Source organism: Lysobacter sp. CC-YZS074 (assembly GCF_056739745.1).
Window position 1 is genome coordinate 422,968 of the sequence record NZ_CP200301.1, and the last position, 17,837, is coordinate 440,804.

General features: G+C 67.3%; 10 protein-coding genes and 1 pseudogene. 7 read left to right on the top strand and 4 right to left on the bottom strand.

What is annotated here, in order from left to right; translation table 11 throughout:
- The first annotated feature begins 49 nt into the window (after positions 1-49).
- From uvrD to U8331_RS01790, 3 genes and pseudogenes are all read left to right on the top strand, one after another.
- On the top strand, positions 50-2,230 hold the full coding sequence (gene uvrD / locus U8331_RS01780; protein ID WP_481131927.1) for a DNA helicase II: 2,181 nt from the start codon (positions 50-52) through the stop codon (positions 2,228-2,230).
- Positions 2,231-2,838: 608 nt separating this feature from the next.
- Positions 2,839-4,302: pseudogene (locus U8331_RS01785) on the top strand (sensor domain-containing diguanylate cyclase); the annotation flags it as partial.
- Between the two features lie 70 nt (positions 4,303-4,372).
- Positions 4,373-5,221, top strand: coding sequence for an EAL domain-containing protein (locus U8331_RS01790; protein ID WP_481131928.1), 849 nt, complete (start codon positions 4,373-4,375; stop codon positions 5,219-5,221).
- Between the two features lie 12 nt (positions 5,222-5,233).
- Here U8331_RS01790 and chaB read toward each other — a convergent pair whose 3' ends face one another.
- The 4 genes from chaB to U8331_RS01810 all read right to left on the bottom strand — a co-directional run bounded on the left by chaB (position 5,234) and on the right by U8331_RS01810 (position 7,761).
- Complete coding sequence (gene chaB, locus U8331_RS01795; protein ID WP_481131929.1) at positions 5,234-5,461, bottom strand: putative cation transport regulator ChaB; 228 nt, start codon at positions 5,459-5,461, stop codon at positions 5,234-5,236.
- Positions 5,462-5,526: 65 nt separating this feature from the next.
- Positions 5,527-6,957, bottom strand: a complete 1,431-nt coding sequence (locus U8331_RS01800; RefSeq protein WP_481131930.1) for an MFS transporter — start codon at positions 6,955-6,957, stop codon at positions 5,527-5,529.
- Between the two features lie 80 nt (positions 6,958-7,037).
- Positions 7,038-7,433 (bottom strand): cupin domain-containing protein, encoded by a 396-nt coding sequence (locus U8331_RS01805; protein ID WP_481131931.1) that lies wholly within the window; start codon positions 7,431-7,433, stop codon positions 7,038-7,040.
- A gap of 22 nt (positions 7,434-7,455) precedes the next feature.
- Positions 7,456-7,761 carry a DUF2782 domain-containing protein gene (locus U8331_RS01810; protein WP_481131932.1) on the bottom strand — a complete coding sequence of 102 codons (306 nt, stop codon included), beginning with the start codon at positions 7,759-7,761 and terminating at the stop codon, positions 7,456-7,458.
- 179 nt (positions 7,762-7,940) lie between these two features.
- Here U8331_RS01810 and U8331_RS01815 point away from each other — a divergent pair, with 179 nt between their 5' ends.
- From U8331_RS01815 to polA, 4 genes are all read left to right on the top strand, one after another.
- Complete coding sequence (locus tag U8331_RS01815) at positions 7,941-10,685, top strand: hypothetical protein (RefSeq protein WP_481131933.1); 2,745 nt, start codon at positions 7,941-7,943, stop codon at positions 10,683-10,685.
- A complete protein-coding gene (locus tag U8331_RS01820; protein WP_481131934.1) occupies positions 10,682-13,831 on the top strand; it encodes an RHS repeat-associated core domain-containing protein in 3,150 nt (1,049 codons plus the stop codon). The genes U8331_RS01815 and U8331_RS01820 overlap by 4 nt, the downstream gene beginning before the upstream one ends.
- Before the next feature lie 71 nt (positions 13,832-13,902).
- The gene (locus U8331_RS01825) at positions 13,903-14,181 is read left to right on the top strand and encodes a hypothetical protein (RefSeq protein WP_481131935.1); all 279 of its coding nucleotides are present in this window, start codon (positions 13,903-13,905) and stop codon (positions 14,179-14,181) included.
- Positions 14,182-14,981: 800 nt separating this feature from the next.
- The gene (gene polA, locus U8331_RS01830) at positions 14,982-17,786 is read left to right on the top strand and encodes a DNA polymerase I (RefSeq protein WP_481131936.1); all 2,805 of its coding nucleotides are present in this window, start codon (positions 14,982-14,984) and stop codon (positions 17,784-17,786) included.
- Positions 17,787-17,837 lie beyond the last annotated feature (51 nt).

The window sequence follows — 17,837 nt, forward strand, 5'->3', positions numbered from 1 at the left end:
CTCCCCCCGTCGGCGCAGGCACTGCGATGCCCGCCGGTAGAATGGCCCGATGGATGTCTCCCACCTGCTCGACGCGCTCAACCCGGCGCAGCGCGAGGCCGTCAGCGCGCCGCCCGGCCACTACCTGGTGCTGGCCGGCGCCGGCTCCGGCAAGACCCGCGTACTGACCCACCGCATCGCCTGGCTGCACGAGGTGTTCGGGGTGCCGACCCACGGCATCCTCGCGGTCACCTTCACCAACAAGGCCGCGGCCGAGATGCGCCAGCGCGTCGACGCGCAGCTCGGCGGCGGCACCCGCGGCATGTGGATCGGCACCTTCCACGGCCTCGCCCACCGGCTGCTGCGGCTGCACTGGCAGGAGGCGAAGCTGCCCGAAGGCTTCCAGGTGCTCGACTCCGACGACCAGCTGCGGCTGGTCAAGCGCGTGGTGCAGGCGCTGGAGCTCGACGACAGCCGCTTCCCACCGCGGCAGATCGCGTGGTGGATCAACGCGCAGAAGGACGAGGGCCGCCGCCCCCAACACCTGCAGCCGGACCCGAACGACCAGTGGGGCGAAGTCATGCAGCGCTGCTACGCCGCCTACCAGGAGCGTTGCGAGCGCGCGGGACTGGTCGACTTCGCCGAGCTGCTGCTGCGCGCGCACGAACTGCTGCGCGACACCCCTGCGTTGTTGGCGCACTACCGCCACCGCTTCGGCGAGATCCTGGTCGACGAGTTCCAGGACACCAACGCGATCCAGTACGCGTTCGTGCGTGTGCTCGCCGGCGACAGCGGGCGGGTGTTCGTGGTCGGCGACGACGACCAGTCGATCTATGGCTGGCGCGGCGCCAAGGTCGAGAACGTGCAGCGCTTCCTGCGCGACTTCGAGGGCGCGCGGACGATCCGGCTGGAGCAGAACTACCGCTCCTCGGCCAACATCCTCGACGCCGCCAACGCGGTCATCGCGCACAACCCCGACCGTCTCGGCAAGAAGCTGTGGACCGACAGCGGCAGCGGCGAGCCGGTCGACCTGTACGCGGCCTACAACGAGATCGACGAGGCGCGGTTCGTGGTCGAACGGCTGCGCCAGTGGGTGCGCGACGGCGGCAGCCACGGCGAGGTCGCGATCCTGTATCGCAGCAACGCGCAGTCGCGCGCGTTCGAAGAGGCGCTGCTGTCCGAGCAGGTGCCGTACCGCGTGTACGGCGGCCAGCGCTTCTTCGAGCGCGCCGAGATCAAGGACACGCTGGCCTACCTGCGGCTGGTCGCCAACCGCAGCGACGATGCCGCGTTCGAGCGTGCGGTCAATACCCCGGCACGCGGCATCGGCGAGCGCACGCTGGACGAAGTGCGCCGCCGCGCGCGCGCCGACGGTGCGCCGCTGTGGGTCGCCGCGCGCTGGCTGGCCGACGAGCCGGTCCTCGCCGCGCGCGCGCGCAACGCGCTGGCCGGTTTCCTCAAGCTGGTCGACGACCTCGAGGCCGAGTTCGCACCGATGCCGCTGCAGGAGAAGATCGACCACGTACTCGCTCGTTCCGGCCTGCGCGAGCACTACGCGCGCGAGAGCAAGGGCCAGCTCGATTCACGCACCGACAACCTCGACGAACTCGTCTCGGTGGGCTCGCGTTTCTCGCGCAGCGACGAGGAGGACGTCGAGGCGATGCCGGAGCTGGTCGCGTTCCTGTCCTACGCCTCGCTGGAGGCCGGCGAAGGCCAGGCCCAGGCCGGCGAGGACGGCGTGCAGCTGATGACGCTGCACAGCGCCAAGGGGCTGGAGTTTCCGCTGGTCTTTCTCGCCGGGCTGGAGGAAGGGCTGTTCCCGAACAACCGCTCGATCGAGGAATCCGGGCGGCTGGAGGAGGAGCGCCGGCTCGCCTACGTCGGCATCACCCGCGCGCGCGAGAAGCTGGTGCTGAGCTACGCCGAGGCGCGCCGCATCCACGGCCAGGAGATGTACGGCATCCCGTCGCGGTTCCTGCGCGAGATCCCGCCGGCGCTGCTGCACGAGGTCCGGCCGAAGCTGCAGGTGTCGCGGCCGATGGCCGGCGCCGCGCCCAAGCGCAATTTCGGCCACGCGCCGATCGAGCAGCCCGCGCTGCCGCTCGGCGCCAACGTGCGCCACGCCAAGTTCGGCCCCGGCGTGGTCACCGACTTCGAAGGCAGCGGCGCGCACGCGCGTGTGCAGGTCAACTTCGACGAGGCCGGCAGCAAGTGGCTGGTGCTGGCCTACGCCAACCTGCAGCCGGGGTAGCCGGGCGCCTCCCTGTTCAGCATCCGGCCCGGATTCACGCCGGCTCCGCGGCCGGGCTGGTGAAGTAGAAGCCGGCCCGCGGGGCTGAAGCGCCGGCCTCCTGTGGCCGATAGGGAGGCATGTTGCAGGAGAACCCGAGCCGTCCAGCCGTCCCGGTGCAGACGTGGCTTTCGTGCCCCGACCTTGCCGCGTTCACGGGACTGCTGGCACGCGAGGCCGCGACGCGGTTCGGCGGGCGCGCCGTCGTGCAGTGGTGGGTCGATGCCGCCCGCGGCGAGCACGCGTTCCCGCCGGGTGGCACCGGCGCGGCTTCGCCGGACGTGTCGTACGAACTGGCCTCGGCCGCCGCGCCCGCCGGCGCGGGCATGAGGCTGGAGCTGGGCGGTGCCGACGGCGCGCTGGTGGCGGCGTCGATGGAGGCGTGGCGGGACGCCCTCCGGCCGTACGTCGACAACGCCTTGGAAAAGGCCGCCCTGTCGCGGCAGGCCGAGCGCCTGCGCAAGTCGGAGGCCATCCAGCGCGCGCTGTTCGAGATCTCCGACCTGGCCAGCGCCGGCATCGAGATGCCCGACATGCTGCGGCGTCTGCACGGGGTGATCGGCCGGCTGATGTATGCCGAGAGCTTCTTCATCGCGCTGCATGATCCCGGACGCGAGGTCGTGCGCTTCATCTATTTCGTCGACACCGCCGAGGAGGCGTGGCAGTCGCCGGACCTGGAAGAGGAGCCGCTCGAGTCGCTCCGCCACAGCCTCACCTGGTACCTGCTGACGGATGCGCGTCCGCTGCGCGGCCCCACCGCGACCCTCGCCGCGGAAGTGTCCGGCCCGCTGCAGATCGTCGGCCCGCACAGCGCCGACTGGCTCGGCGTGCCGATGATCGGCGACGGCCGGGTTCGCGGAGTGATGGTGGTGCAGAACTACGACACCTATCCCTGCTACAGCGAGGAGGACCAGGCGGTGCTGTCGTTCATGGGCAGCCACATCCTGACCGCGCTGGACCGGCGCCACGCCGTCGACACCCTCGAACACGAGGTCGCGCGCCGCACCCGCGCCCTGTCCGAGGAGGTGGCCGAGCGCGAACGGGGGGAGCGGCTGCAGGCCACACTGTTCCGCATCGTCGAGTTGTCGCAGACCGCCGCCGGGCTCGACCAGTTCTATGCCGCCGTGCACGCGGCCGTGAGCGAGGTGATCACCAGCGACAACTTCTACATCGCGTTGCTGGGCGACGACGGCAACCTCCACTTTCCCTATTTCGTCGACGAGCTGTACCCGCGTCCGGCGCCGCGCCCGCCCGGCACCGGCGTGACCGAGTACGTGCTGCGCAACGCGCGTCCGCTGCTGGCCGACCTCACCACCGGCACCGGCAGGCAGCAGGTCGAAGCACTGCGCCGGCAGGGCGAACTCGACGGCGACGCCGGCGCGACCCGGTGCTGGCTCGGGGTGCCGCTGGTCTGCGACGAGCACACGGTCGGCGTGCTGGCGGTGCAGAGCTACCGCAGCGGGACGCGCTACGACCGGCGCGACCAGGAGCTGCTGACCTTCATCGGCTACCAGATCGCGCACGGGTTGCAGCGCCAGCGCGCGGCGGCTTCGCTGAAGAACGCCTACGCCGGGCTGGAGCGCAGGGTCGCCGCTCGCACCAGCGAACTGCGCGAGCAGATCGCCGAGCGCGAACGCGTCGAGCGGCGCCTGCAGCACGAGGTGATGCACGACGCGCTGACCGGCCTGCCCAATCGCGCCTACCTGCGCGAACAGCTCGAGCGCGCGATGGCGCGTCGCGAGCGCGACCCGCACCACCGGTTCGCCGTCCTGTTCCTGGACCTGGACCGCTTCAAGGTGATCAACGACAGCGCCGGCCACCTGGTCGGCGACCAGCTGCTGGTCGAGGTGGCGCGCCGCTTCTCGGCCTGCGTGCGCGCGCCCGATCTGGCCGCGCGGTTGGGCGGCGACGAGTTCGCGATCCTGATGGACGACATCGCCGGAGACGAGGTGCCGGTGCGTCTCGCCCAGCGGCTGATCGCACGCCTGCGCGAGCCCATCGTCGTGGCCGGACGCGACCTGTTCACCTCGGCGAGCATCGGCATCGTGGTGAGCGACCCGCGCTACCGGCACGCCGACGAGTTGCTGCGATGCCGACATCGCCATGTACCGCGCCAAGGCGAACGGCCGCCAGCAGTTCGAGGTGTTCGACGAGGCCCTGCACCAGCAGGCCACCGACCAGCTGCGACTCGAGGGCGAGCTGCGCCGTGCGGTCGAGCGCGACGAGTTCGAGCCGTTCTTCCAGCCCATCGTCCGCCTGGCCGATGGCGCGGTGGTCGGCTACGAAGCCCTGCTGCGCTGGCGCCATCCGAGCCGCGGGCGGCTTGCACCCGGAGAGTTCCTGCACGCCGCGGAGGCCGGCGGGCTGCTGGAAACGATCGACTGGTGCATGTACGGCCTGACCGCCCGCGCGGCGGTGACGCTGCTCGGCCCCGGCCAGTATGTGAACGTGAATGTCTCGCCGCGCCACCTGCGGACCCCCGACTTCGACCGACGGCTGCTCGCGCTGCTCCGCGACCATGGCATCGCCCCCGCGCAACTGCGCATCGAGGTGACGGAGTGGGCGTTGATGGACGACCCGGTACGCGTCGGCGACATGCTCGACCGCCTGCGGGCCGCGGGCGTGGTGGCGGCCCTGGACGACTTCGGGACGGGACACTCCTCGCTGGGGTCACTGCACCGGCTGAGCCTGGCCGCGGTGAAGATCGACCGGGTGTTCGTCGAGGCCCTGCGCCCCGGTTTCGGCGCGACCGCGTCGGCCGCGGTGGCCGACGCGGTGCTGACGCTCGGGCGCGCCCTGGAGCTGGACGTGGTCGCGGAAGGCATCGAAACCGCCGCGCAGCGCGACGCGCTGCTGGAACTGGGATGCGAGCTGGGCCAGGGATTCCTGTTCAGCCGACCGATGCCGCTCGCGCACTGGTGCGCCGGGCGACCGGACGGGCGCGAGGGTTGAGCGAAGCGACGCCTACTTGGCGTGCCACTTGTCGTCGTCGCCCTTCTCGTACTTGCCCTTCACCGCCGACCACGCGACCTTGTGCGCGGTTTCCTCGCGCGAGGCGTCGCCGCGGCGGTCGTCGGAGTCCCTGTACTCGTCCCAGGCGCTGTTGAACGCCTCCTTGTAGATCTCCTGCGCGTGCTTGGGCACGTTGTCGCGCACCGAGTCGGGCAGGTCGGAAATGCGGTCGTAGGGCATGGCAATGCTCCGGTCCGGGGAACTGCCGACTATCCGCATGCCGGGTCAAGGCGCCGCGAACGGGCTCAGGTCGCCGAGCGCTGCTCCACCTTCGGCTCGGCCACCTCGCGGCCGCTGCGCGCGCGCGTGGCCATTTCCTTGCCGGCGTCACGCGGCAGTTTCGCCATCATCAGCGCCGAGCTCGCCGACATCGCGCCGATGGTGAGGAAGGCGAAGGTGAAGTTGATCGCCGCGCTGGTCGGTTCGCCGGTCGCCAGGCTCGACACGGTCAGTGCATAACCGCCCAGCGTGATGCCCAGTGCGAGCGAGACCTGCTGCGCCATCGCCGCGAAGCTGCTGGCCTGGCTCATCCGTGCCTGGTCGACCTCCGCGTAGGCGATCGCGTTGAGGCTGGTGAACTGCAGCGACCGGAAGCATCCCGACACCAGCAGCACGCCGACCATCAGCGGGTACGGCGTGTCGGCGCGGAACAGCCCGAACGCACACAGCATCAGCGAAGCGATCCACGCATTGGCGACCAGCACCGGCCGGAACCCGTAGCGGTGGAGGATCCGCCCGGCCAGGGTCTTCATGAACATCGAGCCGGCGGCCGAGGTGAAGGTGATCAGGCCCGACTGGAACGGGCTGAGGCCGAAGCTGGTCTGCAGCATCAGCGGCAGCAGGAACGGCAGCGCGCCGATGCCGATGCGGAACAGCGAACCGCCGATCACGCCGATCCGGAACGTCGCCAGTTCCAGCAGCCGCAGGTCGATCAGCGGGTGCGGGTGGCGCCGGGCGTGCCACACGTAGCCGGCAATGAGTGCCAGCCCGAGCACCAGTCCGGACAGCGCCAGCGCGGGACTGACCAGGTGCCGGCCGAGGACGGAGAAGCCGAACATCGCCAGTGCCAGGCCGCTGGCCGAGAGTGCGAAGCCGCGCCAGTCCAGCGGCTTGACCGGCTGCTTCAGCAGCGGGATGTAGCGCCACGCCAGCCAGATGCCGAGCAGCCCCATCGGGATGTTGATCAGGAAGATCCAGCGCCAGTGGCCGTAGGTGGTGATCAGCCCGCCCAGCGGTGGTCCCAGCATCGGCCCCAGCAGGGCCGGGATCGACAGCCAGCTCAACGCGTGCACCAGCTCGGCCTTGGACACGCTGCGCAGCAGTACCAGCCGCCCGACCGGCACCATCATCGCGCCGCCGCAGCCCTGCAGGAACCGCGCGGCGACCAGGCCGCCAAGCGACTGCGACGCCGCGCAGGCGATAGATCCCAGCAGGAACACCCCGATCGCGCCCATGAACACCGGCCGGGCCCCGAAGCGGTCCGCCACCCAGCCACTGACCGGGATGAACACCGCCAGCGCCAGCATGTACGTGGTCAGCGCCAGCTTCAGCGCCACCGGCTCGACCGCGAACTCCGCCGCGATCACCGGCAACGAGGTGGTGATCGCGGTCGAATCCATGTTCTCGATGAACAGCGCGGTGGCGATGATCAGCGGCAGCAGGCGTTCGCGGCGCAAGGCTCCGGTCCGTTTGGGGGTGGCGAAAACACGACAGCCGGCGCGGGGCCGGCTGTCTGGGATCCATCGCAGGGGCGTGGCTACTCCGTCGTGCGCCCGTCGAAATGCTCCTCGTCGGACTCGGCGGCGGGCTTGTCGGGGTGGACCACGTCCAGGCGATGCTCCGGCGGCCCGTACAGGGTGTACAGCTTCATCGGTGAATCGCCGGTGTTGATGACATTGTGGCGGGCGCCGGCGGGCACGATCACCGCGAAGTCGTCCTCGATCCTGTGGGTGGTGCCGTCGATCACGACTTCGCCGCGGCCGGCCTCGATGCGCAGGAACTGGTCGTGGGTGTCGTGCACTTCCGCGCCGATCTCCTCGCCGGGCTCGAGTGCCATCAGCACCAGCTGCAGGTGCTTGCCGGTGTAGAGCACGCGGCGGAAATCGGTGTTGTCGGTGGTGAGTTTCTCGATGTCGTCGACGAAGCCCTTCATCGGCATTTCTCCATTGGGGGTGTCAGTTCCACTCGAACAGCCTCCACCACACGGGCGATACCGGGCCTTCGTCCTCATCGACCTGGCCGTCGCCGTCCTGGTCCCGGAGGTAATACACGGGGCCACGCGACGGGGTGACCTTGACCACCTGCAGGCGCCCGGCGACGCGGTACTCCTCGATGACGTCGCCGTTCTCGGCCACCGTGCGGGTGACCTGGGGGTTTTGCAGCGACGCCGTCGGGTCGAGCGGGGTGGTCGCACAGGCGACGACCAGGAGGGACAGCGCGAGCGGGGCGAGCAGAGCGATGCGCATGGGAGGCCTCGTCATGGATAAGAACCTGTGCCGAGAGCATACTCGTCCGCTCCGGAGTGCGTCGTTCCAGGCGAAAAGTTGCGCGAGTCGCTTTGCCCGGTATAAAACCTTTTTGGGGTCGGGGTGCGGGAAGGCGCTCCGAGCGATGTAAATGCCCTTCGAAAAGGATGAAGGGCCCACGGAAGGAACAGGGGATGAAACGGTTCTGTGTCGCGATGCTGCTCGTTCTGACGAGCGGGCAGGGGTTTGGCCAGGAAGCCAATCAGGTCTGGGAGGAGTACGGCAAGCGCGTCGCGGATAGCGGCAAGGTCGATGCGCTCGGGCCGGACCTGTTCGGCGACCAGGTGAGTCTGTCCAACGGTGCGTTGTCGTTCTCGGTAACGGATGTCAGCGTTCCTGGCAGCAACGATCTGCCGGTGGCGTTCACCCGGAGCTTTTCCGTCCGCCCGCGTAAGGGTTCTTACGTCAACGCCGAGTTCCCTTTGGCGGATTGGGAGATCGACCTCCCCAACATCAGCGGCGTTTTCGCCCCGGACTGGGTCAGCGCGATTGCTGATACACCGGGAAAGCGGTGTTCCGTGACCACTGTCGCCGGCGCGCGTCCGCCTGTTATTCCCGTCGGAACCGATTACTTCCACCCCAAAGACTACTGGCAGGGGCACAATCTCAGACTCCCCACGGGCGGCGGCGAGATGCTGCTGCTGGATCCATCGCGGCCCAGGCCTTCCACTGGGGGCCCTTATTACTGGATCACAGCGGATCAGACCCGGCTCGCCTGTCTGCCGAGCATCAAAAACTGGTCCGGCGGCGGCGAGGGCTTCCTCGCGGTCGCCCCGGATGGTACCCGATACTGGTTTGACTGGATGGCGCAGGATCTCGAGCCGATTCTGGAGTCGACCACTGTGATCGAGGTGCTGGGGATTCCAAAAAATTCCACGAGCCGTCGCGCCCGCCGGCGCAACGTTCTCTACCCCACCCGAGTCGAAGACCGTTTCGGGAACTGGGTCACCTATGCCTACACCAATGCGAGGACCTCGCCAGTCCGTCTGACGTCCATCCAATCCAGTGATGCCCGTCGCATAGACATCCACTACAACGGTGACGGCTACATCGACAGTGTCGTGGCGCACGGGAAAACGTGGAAATACCAGTACGCAGCGGCCAACAACGTCGACAAGACATTGTCGTCCGTGGTGTTGCCGGACACTTCCCGATGGACCATTGATTTTGCTGGGTTCCTCAACTCCAGGATCGAGTACATCCAGGGCCCTCCAAGCGAGCCGTGGCGAACGTGCACGCGAAATCCCGACGTGATGGCTCCTCACTCGTTTGCCGGGCGGGTCACACACCCGTCCGGCGCGGTGGGCGATTTCAAGGTGGAAATCCGGTCGCATGGGCGGACCAACGTCCCGCTCAACTGCCTCAACTTCACCACCCCTCACAACTTCGTCAACGACGACGTTTCGTTCTGGACAATTTCCTACGACGCGTTGTCGCTGGCTGAAAAGAAGATCAGCGGCCCCGGGCTGACTGCGGGAGCCTGGACCTACGCCTATAGCTCCCCATCGACCTACTACAAGCCGGGAGGCGACTCGTCGTACCCGGTGTGCCCGCCCACCATGGACTGCAGCATTCCCCGCTGTACCAGCGATGATTGCGCGGGTTCTTCCAGAACAACGGTGACTGACCCGGCGGGCAACTGGACCCGCTATCACTATGGGAACAGCTACCGCTATAACGAGGGGAAGCTGCTCAAGGTGGAGGAGGGCAAGGGGTCGTCAGTACTCCGTACCTCTTGGAGCATTCACGACCTTACCCAACTCGATCACGAGTACCCCGCAAAGTGGGGCACCAGCCCGCGGCCAGACGGCGGCGGGTTCGCCGCCGAGTACCACAGGCCGCTTCTGCGCAGGGTCGTCGTCCAGGACGGCGGCAACTTCGACTACCGCATCAGTGCATTCGATGCCTTTGGCCGGCCGGTAAGCGTCAAACGGTCGAGTGTGGCGTCGAATGGCGGCATCGATCCTGTCCCGCCGATTGGTGCCCCTGCGCTCACGGCGCCGGCCACAAACAACAGCGGCAAATTCACCGTGAGCTGGTCCGCCGTCAGCAACGCGACCAGCTACCAATTGGATCAGCGCTTGGGTGGCGGGAGTTGGGTCAGGGTCTACAGCGGCGCGGCCACCAGTCGGGCGATTTCCGGCCTGGGCGCCGGCAGTTATGGTTACCGCGCCCGCGCTTGCAATGCCGAAGGATGCACCGGCTATTCGGCGGTGCAGACCACCGTGGTGACGTTGCCACCGACCAGCGCGCCGACCCTTTCTGTACCCGCGACCAGCAACGGTGCGCACACCGTGAGCTGGACAGCCGTTACCGGCGCGACAAGTTACCAGCTGGACCAGCGTAAGGATGGCGGGAGCTGGTCCCGGATTTACGGCAGCGCCGGCAGGAGCAAGGCGGTGTCCGGCTTGGCCAACGGCAGCTATGGCTACCGTGTTCGTGCATGCAATGCCGGCGGGTGCAGCGGCTACTCGGCGATAAAGACGAGCACGGTGACGCTGTCGCCGGTCGCCGCGCCAAGCCTTTCGGTACCAGTGACCGCCGCCACCACCAACCAGGCCTACGTCGTCCGCTGGGGAGCCGTTGCCAACGCGACGGCTTACGAACTGCAGATGAATCCCAATACCGCCGGCTGGACGACGATCTACAACGGGGGTGCGGTTTACCGGAGTGAAACCCAGAGGTTCGCGGGCACCTATGTTTATCGCGTCAGGGCCTGCAATTCAGCAGCTTGCAGCGTGTATTCCGCACCCAAAACAGTTCTGGTGCGCGATGGCGGAGGTGGCGGCGGGTGCGAAGGGTTCTGCCCCGATCCCTACTCGACCGGTCCTGGCGAGCCGCTTTCGCAACCCCTTATGGATGAGGAGGGCACTCGATGAACCGCACGACGTACTGGATCGGCATCGGCCTGTACTTGACCGCCTCAAGCCTGCTGGCCCTTACCCCGGCTTGGGCGGCTGATTACTCCCGCACCGAAGTCACCACCTACCGCGACGATCTCGACGACTGGGTGCTCGGTCAGGTCGCGAGCGTCAAATGCACGGCGGCGGTGCCGGCCAGCACTGCGTGCAACGGCGACGTGGTGTCGCACACCACCTTCACCGCCAAGGCGCAGCCGCAGGCAATCGAGTCGTTCGGCAAGCTCCGGCAGACCGCCGGCTACAACGCCGACGGTACCGTGGCGTGGGTCCGTGACGGCGCGGGCAAGGAGACCACGCTGTCCAACTGGTACCGCGGCATTCCGCGCAACATCAAGCACGCCGACAACAGCACACAATCGGCAACGGTCAATCCCGACGGCACCATCGCCTCGGTCACCGACGAGAACGGCTTCACCACCGGCTACCAGTACGACGCCATGGGCCGGTTGAAGCTGACCGACTATCCCGATGGCGACATGGTGGCGTGGACCTCGACCGCCCGTACGTTCTCGTTGGTGTCGGGCGTCTACGGGCTGCCGAACCACTGGCGCATGTGGGAACGCACCGGCAACGGCTACAAGCTGACCCATTACGACGCCATGTGGCGGCCGGTGGTGATGGAGAGCTACGACAAAGCCGACCCGGCCAACACCCGCAGCATCGTGGTGAACCGTTATGACGCCGCCGGACAGCTGGCCTTTCAGTCCTATCCGGTCAGGAGTCTGGGGGTCTGGACCGATGCAGGTCTCGAGGGCACCGCGACCACCTACGATGCGCTTGGCCGGGTAAGGACCATTACGCAGGACTCGGAGCTGGGTGACCTGACGACCACCACGTCCTATCTCAATAATGCGAGCGGCCCCTACACACGCGTGACCGACCCGCGTGGCAACCAGACTCGCACTTGGTTCCAGGCTTTCGACGGGCCCAGCTATGACACGCCCGTCGCCGTCTGGCACCCCGCCGGGGCGTATACGCACATCACGCGGGATCCGTTCGGCAAACCGCTGAGGCTGCGCCGCAGCGACAGCAGCAATCCGACCGGTGGCACAGTGGCCCTCGATCGCGACTACTACTACGACAGCCATCAGCAGTTGTGCCGCACATCCGAGCCGGAGACTGGCGATACCTTCATGGGCTACGACGCGGCCGGCAACCTCGCGTGGTCGGCCGGCGGCTACAACAGCACCGCAACCGGCTGCTTGGCGGCCTCGGCGGTCGTGGCCCGGCGGATCGACCGAACGTTTGACGCCCGCAATCGCCCGGTAGAGCTGCGCTTTCCGGATGGCCAAGGCGACACCGTCACCAGCTACACCCCCGACGGTCTGCCGGCCAGCGTCACCGCCTACAACGGCAGTAACGTGGTCACCAGCAGCTATACCTACAACCGCCGCCGCCTGCCGACCATGGAGCGGATGCAGTGGGGCAGCATCGACTGGTCGATCACCCACGGGTACAACACCAACGGCCATCTCAGCGCAAACGGGTACCCCGGTGGGCTGAGTGTCGGCTACGCTCCCAACGCGCTGGGCCAACCCACGCAGGCCAGCAGCTACGCCACCGACGTCAGCTACCACCCAAACGGCGCCATCAGCCGGTTCACCTACGGCAACGGCATCGTTCATACGCTGGCCCAGAACGCCCGCGGCCTGCCTGACCGCAGCATGGACGCCTACGGCAGCACCAAGTTCCTGGACGACGGCTACGACTACGACAGCAATGGCAACGTCGCCGCGATCAGTGACGGCGCGACTGGCCGCAACCAGCGCGGCAACCGGACCATGAGCTACGACGGGCTGGGCCGGCTGACGGGCGTGGAATCGCCGATGTACGGCACCGCGAACGCCACCTACGCCTACGACGTGTTGGACAACCTGACGCAGGTCCGGATTGGTGGCGCGCAATCACGCGACCACCATTACTGCTACGACCAGTTCTGGCGGCTGACCAACGTCAAGGCCGGCGGCTGTGGCGGCACCACGGTGGTGGGCCTGGGCTACGACGAGCAGGGCAACCTGGCGCAGAAGAACGGCGCGGCATTTACCTTCGACTACGGCAACCGGCTGCGCACCAGCACCGCCGGAGGCACCCTTAGCTACGTCTACGATGGCCACGGCCGCCGGGTGCGGGACTTCGTCACAGGCGCGGGCAGCAAGTACAGCCTGTATAGCCAGTCCGGCGCGTTGATGTTCGACAGCGACCTGCGCAAGACGCAGCAACACCAGTACATCTACCTGGGCGGCAGCCTGGTGGCGACGCGCGAGAGGGACACCGTTACCGGCGCCTGGAGCAACCGCTACCAGCACACCGATGCATTGGGCAGCCCGGTGGTGGTGACCGGGCAGGACCGCGGCGTGCTGGAGCGCACCGAGTACGAGCCGTATGGGCAGGCGCTGAACCGGCCGCTGAAGGACGGGCCGGGGTACACCGGGCATGTGGAGGATGCGCGGACCGGGCTGACGTATATGCAGCAGCGCTATTACGACCCGCAGGTCGGGCGGTTCCTGAGCGTTGATCCAGTTGGGGTCAGCACCCTCAACGGCTTCAACTTCAATCGCTATTGGTACGCCAATAACAATCCGTACAAGTCCACAGATCCAGATGGGCGCCTCGTTGTCAATGCGATCGGCGGTGGGATTGGCTTCATCGTTGGCGGCATAGGAGGCGGTGCTGTAGCGCTCATAACCAGTGGTGGCGATTTGAAGCAAGGCTTCGCGGGCGCACTTGGCGGGGCAGTTGGCGGTGCGATTACCGGTGCCACATTGGGAGCTGGCTCATCCGTGGGAGCGGCAGCTACAGCAGGTATCATTGGAGCCATAGTGGGCGAAGGAACTGCGCAGACAGTCGGGAACGCCATGGATCATGGCAGTGATGTGAACTCGTACGACTACGACGGCGAAAAGATGGCTCTTGCTGGTGTTACAGGCGCAGTGGGCGGTGCTGCTGGCGGCCTTGTAGATGAAGTGGCTGGCACCGCTTTGAATGCAGTGCAGAAAGCTGCCGTCCCAGAAGGTGGCATGGTTGTGGTGAATACTGTTGCTGACAAGGCGATCGAGAAGCCGCCTGCTCCTCGCATCGAAGAGAGGGTCGAGGACAAGTTATGACGGGGCTCGAAGTGTTTTTGCTCTGCGGGGCCGGCTATGTGTGCGGGTTGGCTGTGTCATCAGGACTCATAATGTCGGCGCTCCTGCAGATTCATGTGAAAGGCAAGGCGGCGTGGCGGCATTGGCTTTGGTCCGCCTACATGATTGCTAACACCGTGACCGCCGCCCTCATTCCTGTTTTTTTGATCGGGGTATTGGTTGTTGGTGATGAGCCTGGTCGAGCTGATTTCTGGCCGCGAGCATTGCTCTTTGGAGGTGGCGTTGGGGTGGGAGCCTTGTTTGTCTTGATCTCTGCGCACTTCATAAACAATTCCATGCAACTCCAACGAGGCCAGAGAGCAATTAGCTGACCCACGAAGCACAAGGCCCGCAGCAATGCGGGCCTTGTCGTTTTTGACGTTGCTGCTGGACTAATGGCGTGTTGCTGCAGCGCCGGTCGAGAAGAAAGTACGGCTGCCGTACTTTGGAAGCAGGGCGTGGGAGTGAGGGCAGGATATGGTTCTGTGTAGCACTGTGGCGCCACCTTGCTGCAAAAGTTCTACACACGTGATCGTCGCTGCCTTCGCTGGACATGAGAAAGCCCGCCGGATGGCGGGCTTGTTCACGGGTGCGATAGGGCTGGCCGTAGCGCTTACCCTTCGGACTCCTGGCTCTTTCTGGCCTCTCGGCAAAGAAGTCCAGCGCTTGGCGTGTGGTCACGTGCGGCACCAGCTCAAGCGCGAGTTTCACTTAACGTATCAGTAGGCATAGGCGGGCGATGCCAAGGGCAATATAGCGGCGTATACGGAGCCTGGTCGGCGCCGGCACGCGTGGAGATGCTTATGCTGGGGTTTTCGTGTGTTACCGAGGATTCGTATTCGCTGCGCCCCTCGGCGAACATCGCGGATCTTGTGTAGATCATCGTCGGACAAGTGGCCGATGCGGCGCAGTGCGGTGGCCGACCAGTCCGGCTGGACGCGGTAGAGTCGAGCGCGCGGGAGATGGCCCCGCGCTTGTCTGCACTCCGCGGCGCGGGGAGGGTCTCGTCGTCGTCTTTGGCGTTGTGAGCGGCGCTACTGATGCACGGCGAGCCCGTACAAGGGCGACAGGTCACACGAGACCCGAATCGGGGGTGGCCTTGCGGCGACGGCCGCGGCCGTAGAATCGCCGGATGAAACGACTAGTCCTGATCGACGGCTCCAGCTACCTCTACCGCGCCTTCCACGCCCTGCCGCCGCTGACCAACGACGCCGGCGAGCCGACCGGCGCGCTGTTCGGCGTGGTCAACATGCTGCGCGCGCACCTGAAGGAGCAGCCGGACTACATCGCCTACGTGGTCGATGCGCCCGGGAAGACCTTCCGCGACGACCTCGACGAGCAGTACAAGGCCAACCGCCCGCCGATGCCCGACGAGCTGCGCGCCCAGGTGCAGCCGATGTGCGACATCGTGCAGGCGCTGGGCATCGACATCCTGCGCATCGACGGGGTCGAGGCCGACGACGTGATCGGCACGCTCGCGGTGCAGGCGGCCGACGCCGGCGTCGATGTCACGGTGTCTACCAGCGACAAGGACTTTGCCCAGCTGGTGCGGCCGTGCGTCGACGGTGATGGTGGCGAGTGCCCCGGCATCGTCATGGTCAACACCATGAGTGGCAGCCGGCTCGACAGCGACCAGGCGGTGATCGACAAATTCGGCGTGCGTGCCGACCAGATCATCGACTACCTCGCGCTGATGGGCGACAAGGTCGACAACATCCCGGGCGTCGAGAAGTGCGGGCCGAAGACCGCGGCCAAGTGGCTGGCCGAGTACGGCACCCTCGACGGGGTGATCGCCAATGCCGGAGCGATCAAGGGCAAGATCGGCGACAACCTGCGCGCGGCGCTGGAGCGGCTGCCGCTCAACCGCACGCTGACCACGATCCGCACCGACCTCCAGCTCGAACGCCGGTACGACGAGCTGCCGCTGCGCGGGCGCGATGTCGAGGCGCTGCGGGTGTTGTACGCGCGCTACGGCTTCAAGCAGGCACTGCGCGAGCTGGAGGGTGGCGATTCGGCCGAGGCCGCGGCCGACCGTGCCGGTGTGCGCAGCACCGCCGCCGGCTACGCGCGCGCCGCCGCGACGCCGGTGGATGTAGACCCCGCACTGTCGGCGCCCGGCGAGTACGAGACCGTGCTCGATGAGGCGCAGTTGGGCGAATGGATCGCGCGCCTGCAGGCCGCCGGGGAATTCGCCTTCGACACCGAGACCGACTCACTCGACGCGCTGTGTGCGCGGCTGGTCGGCCTGAGCCTGTCGGTCGAGCCCGGCCGCGCCTGCTACATCCCGCTCGGCCACGACTATCCGGGCGTACCAAAGCAGCTCGACCGCGACACGGTGCTGGCGGCGCTGCAACCGGCATTCGCCGATCCCGGCAAACGCAAGGTCGGCCACAACGGCAAGTACGACCTGCACGTGCTGCGCTGCCACGGCGTCGAGGTAAACGGCTACGCCGACGACACCATGCTCGAGAGCTTCGTGTTCAACGCCACCGCCAGCCGCCACGACATGGACTCGCTGGCCAGCCGCTACCTCGGCTACGAGACCATCAAGTACGTCGATGTCGCGGGCAAGGGTGCCAAGCAGATCACCTTCAACCAGGTCGCGATCGACGACGCCGCCCGCTACGCCGCCGAGGACGCCGACATCACCCTGCGCCTGCACCGGGTGCTGTCGCCGAAGCTGGCTGCCGAGGCGCAGCTGGAGCGCGTCTACCGCGAGATCGAGGTGCCGCTGGTGCCGGTGCTGGAGCGCATCGAGGCCAACGGCGTGCTGGTCGACGCGACCGAGCTGCGCCGGCAGTCGGCCGACCTCGGCGCGCGCATGTTGGCCGCCCAGCAGCGCGCGACCGAGTTGGCCGGCCGCGCGTTCAATCTCGACTCGCCCAAGCAGGTCTGCGCGCTGCTGTTCGAGGAACTGAAGCTGCCGGCGCTGGTGAAGACGCCAAAAGGCCAGCCGTCGGCCAATGAGGAAGCGCTGGAAGCGATCGCCGACCTGCACGAGCTGCCGCGGGTGATCCTCGACTACCGCGGACTGGCTAAGTTGCGCAGCACCTACACCGACAAGCTGCCGCAGATGATCAACGCTGAATCCGGCCGCGTGCACACCAGCTACCACCAGTCCGGCGCGGCCACCGGCCGGCTGTCGTCGTCCGACCCGAACCTGCAGAACATCCCGATCCGGACCGAGGACGGTCGTCGCATCCGCAAGGCGTTCATCGCGCCGGAAGGGCGCCGGATCGTCGCCTGCGACTACTCGCAGATCGAGCTGCGGATCATGGCCCACCTGTCGGAAGACCCGGCGCTGCTGCGCGCGTTCGCGTCCGGCGCCGACATCCACAAGGCGACCGCTGCCGAGGTGTTCGGCAAGACCCTGGACACGGTCGAGCCGGGCGAACGTCGCGCGGCCAAGGCGATCAACTTCGGCCTGATGTACGGCATGAGCGCGTTCGGCCTGGCCAAGCAGCTGGGCGTCTCGCGCGGCGAGGCGCAGGACTACATCGGCCTGTACTTCAGCCGCTACCCGGGCGTGCGCGAGTTCATGGACCGCACCCGCCAGCAGGCGCGCGACCAGGGCTATGTCGAAACCGTGTTCGGCCGCCGCCTGTACCTGGAGAACATCGGCGCCCGCAACCAGGGCCTGCGTGCCGGCGCCGAACGCGCCGCGATCAATGCGCCGATGCAGGGCACCGCGGCCGACATCATCAAGCGGGCGATGGTCGACATCGACGGCTGGCTGGCCGGCCAACGCGGTGACGGCGGCGAGGCCCCGGCGCTGATGATCATGCAGGTGCACGACGAACTGGTGTTCGAGGTCGATGCGGCCTTCGTCGACACCCTGCTGGCCGAGGTGCCGCGGCGGATGACGGCGGCCGCCGGGCTGCGGGTCCCGCTGGTGGTCGACAGCGGGGTGGGGCTGGATTGGGACGAGGCGCACTGAGCCGACGGATGCCCGGCACGCTCGTGGTGCGCACCGGGTCAATAAACGCCC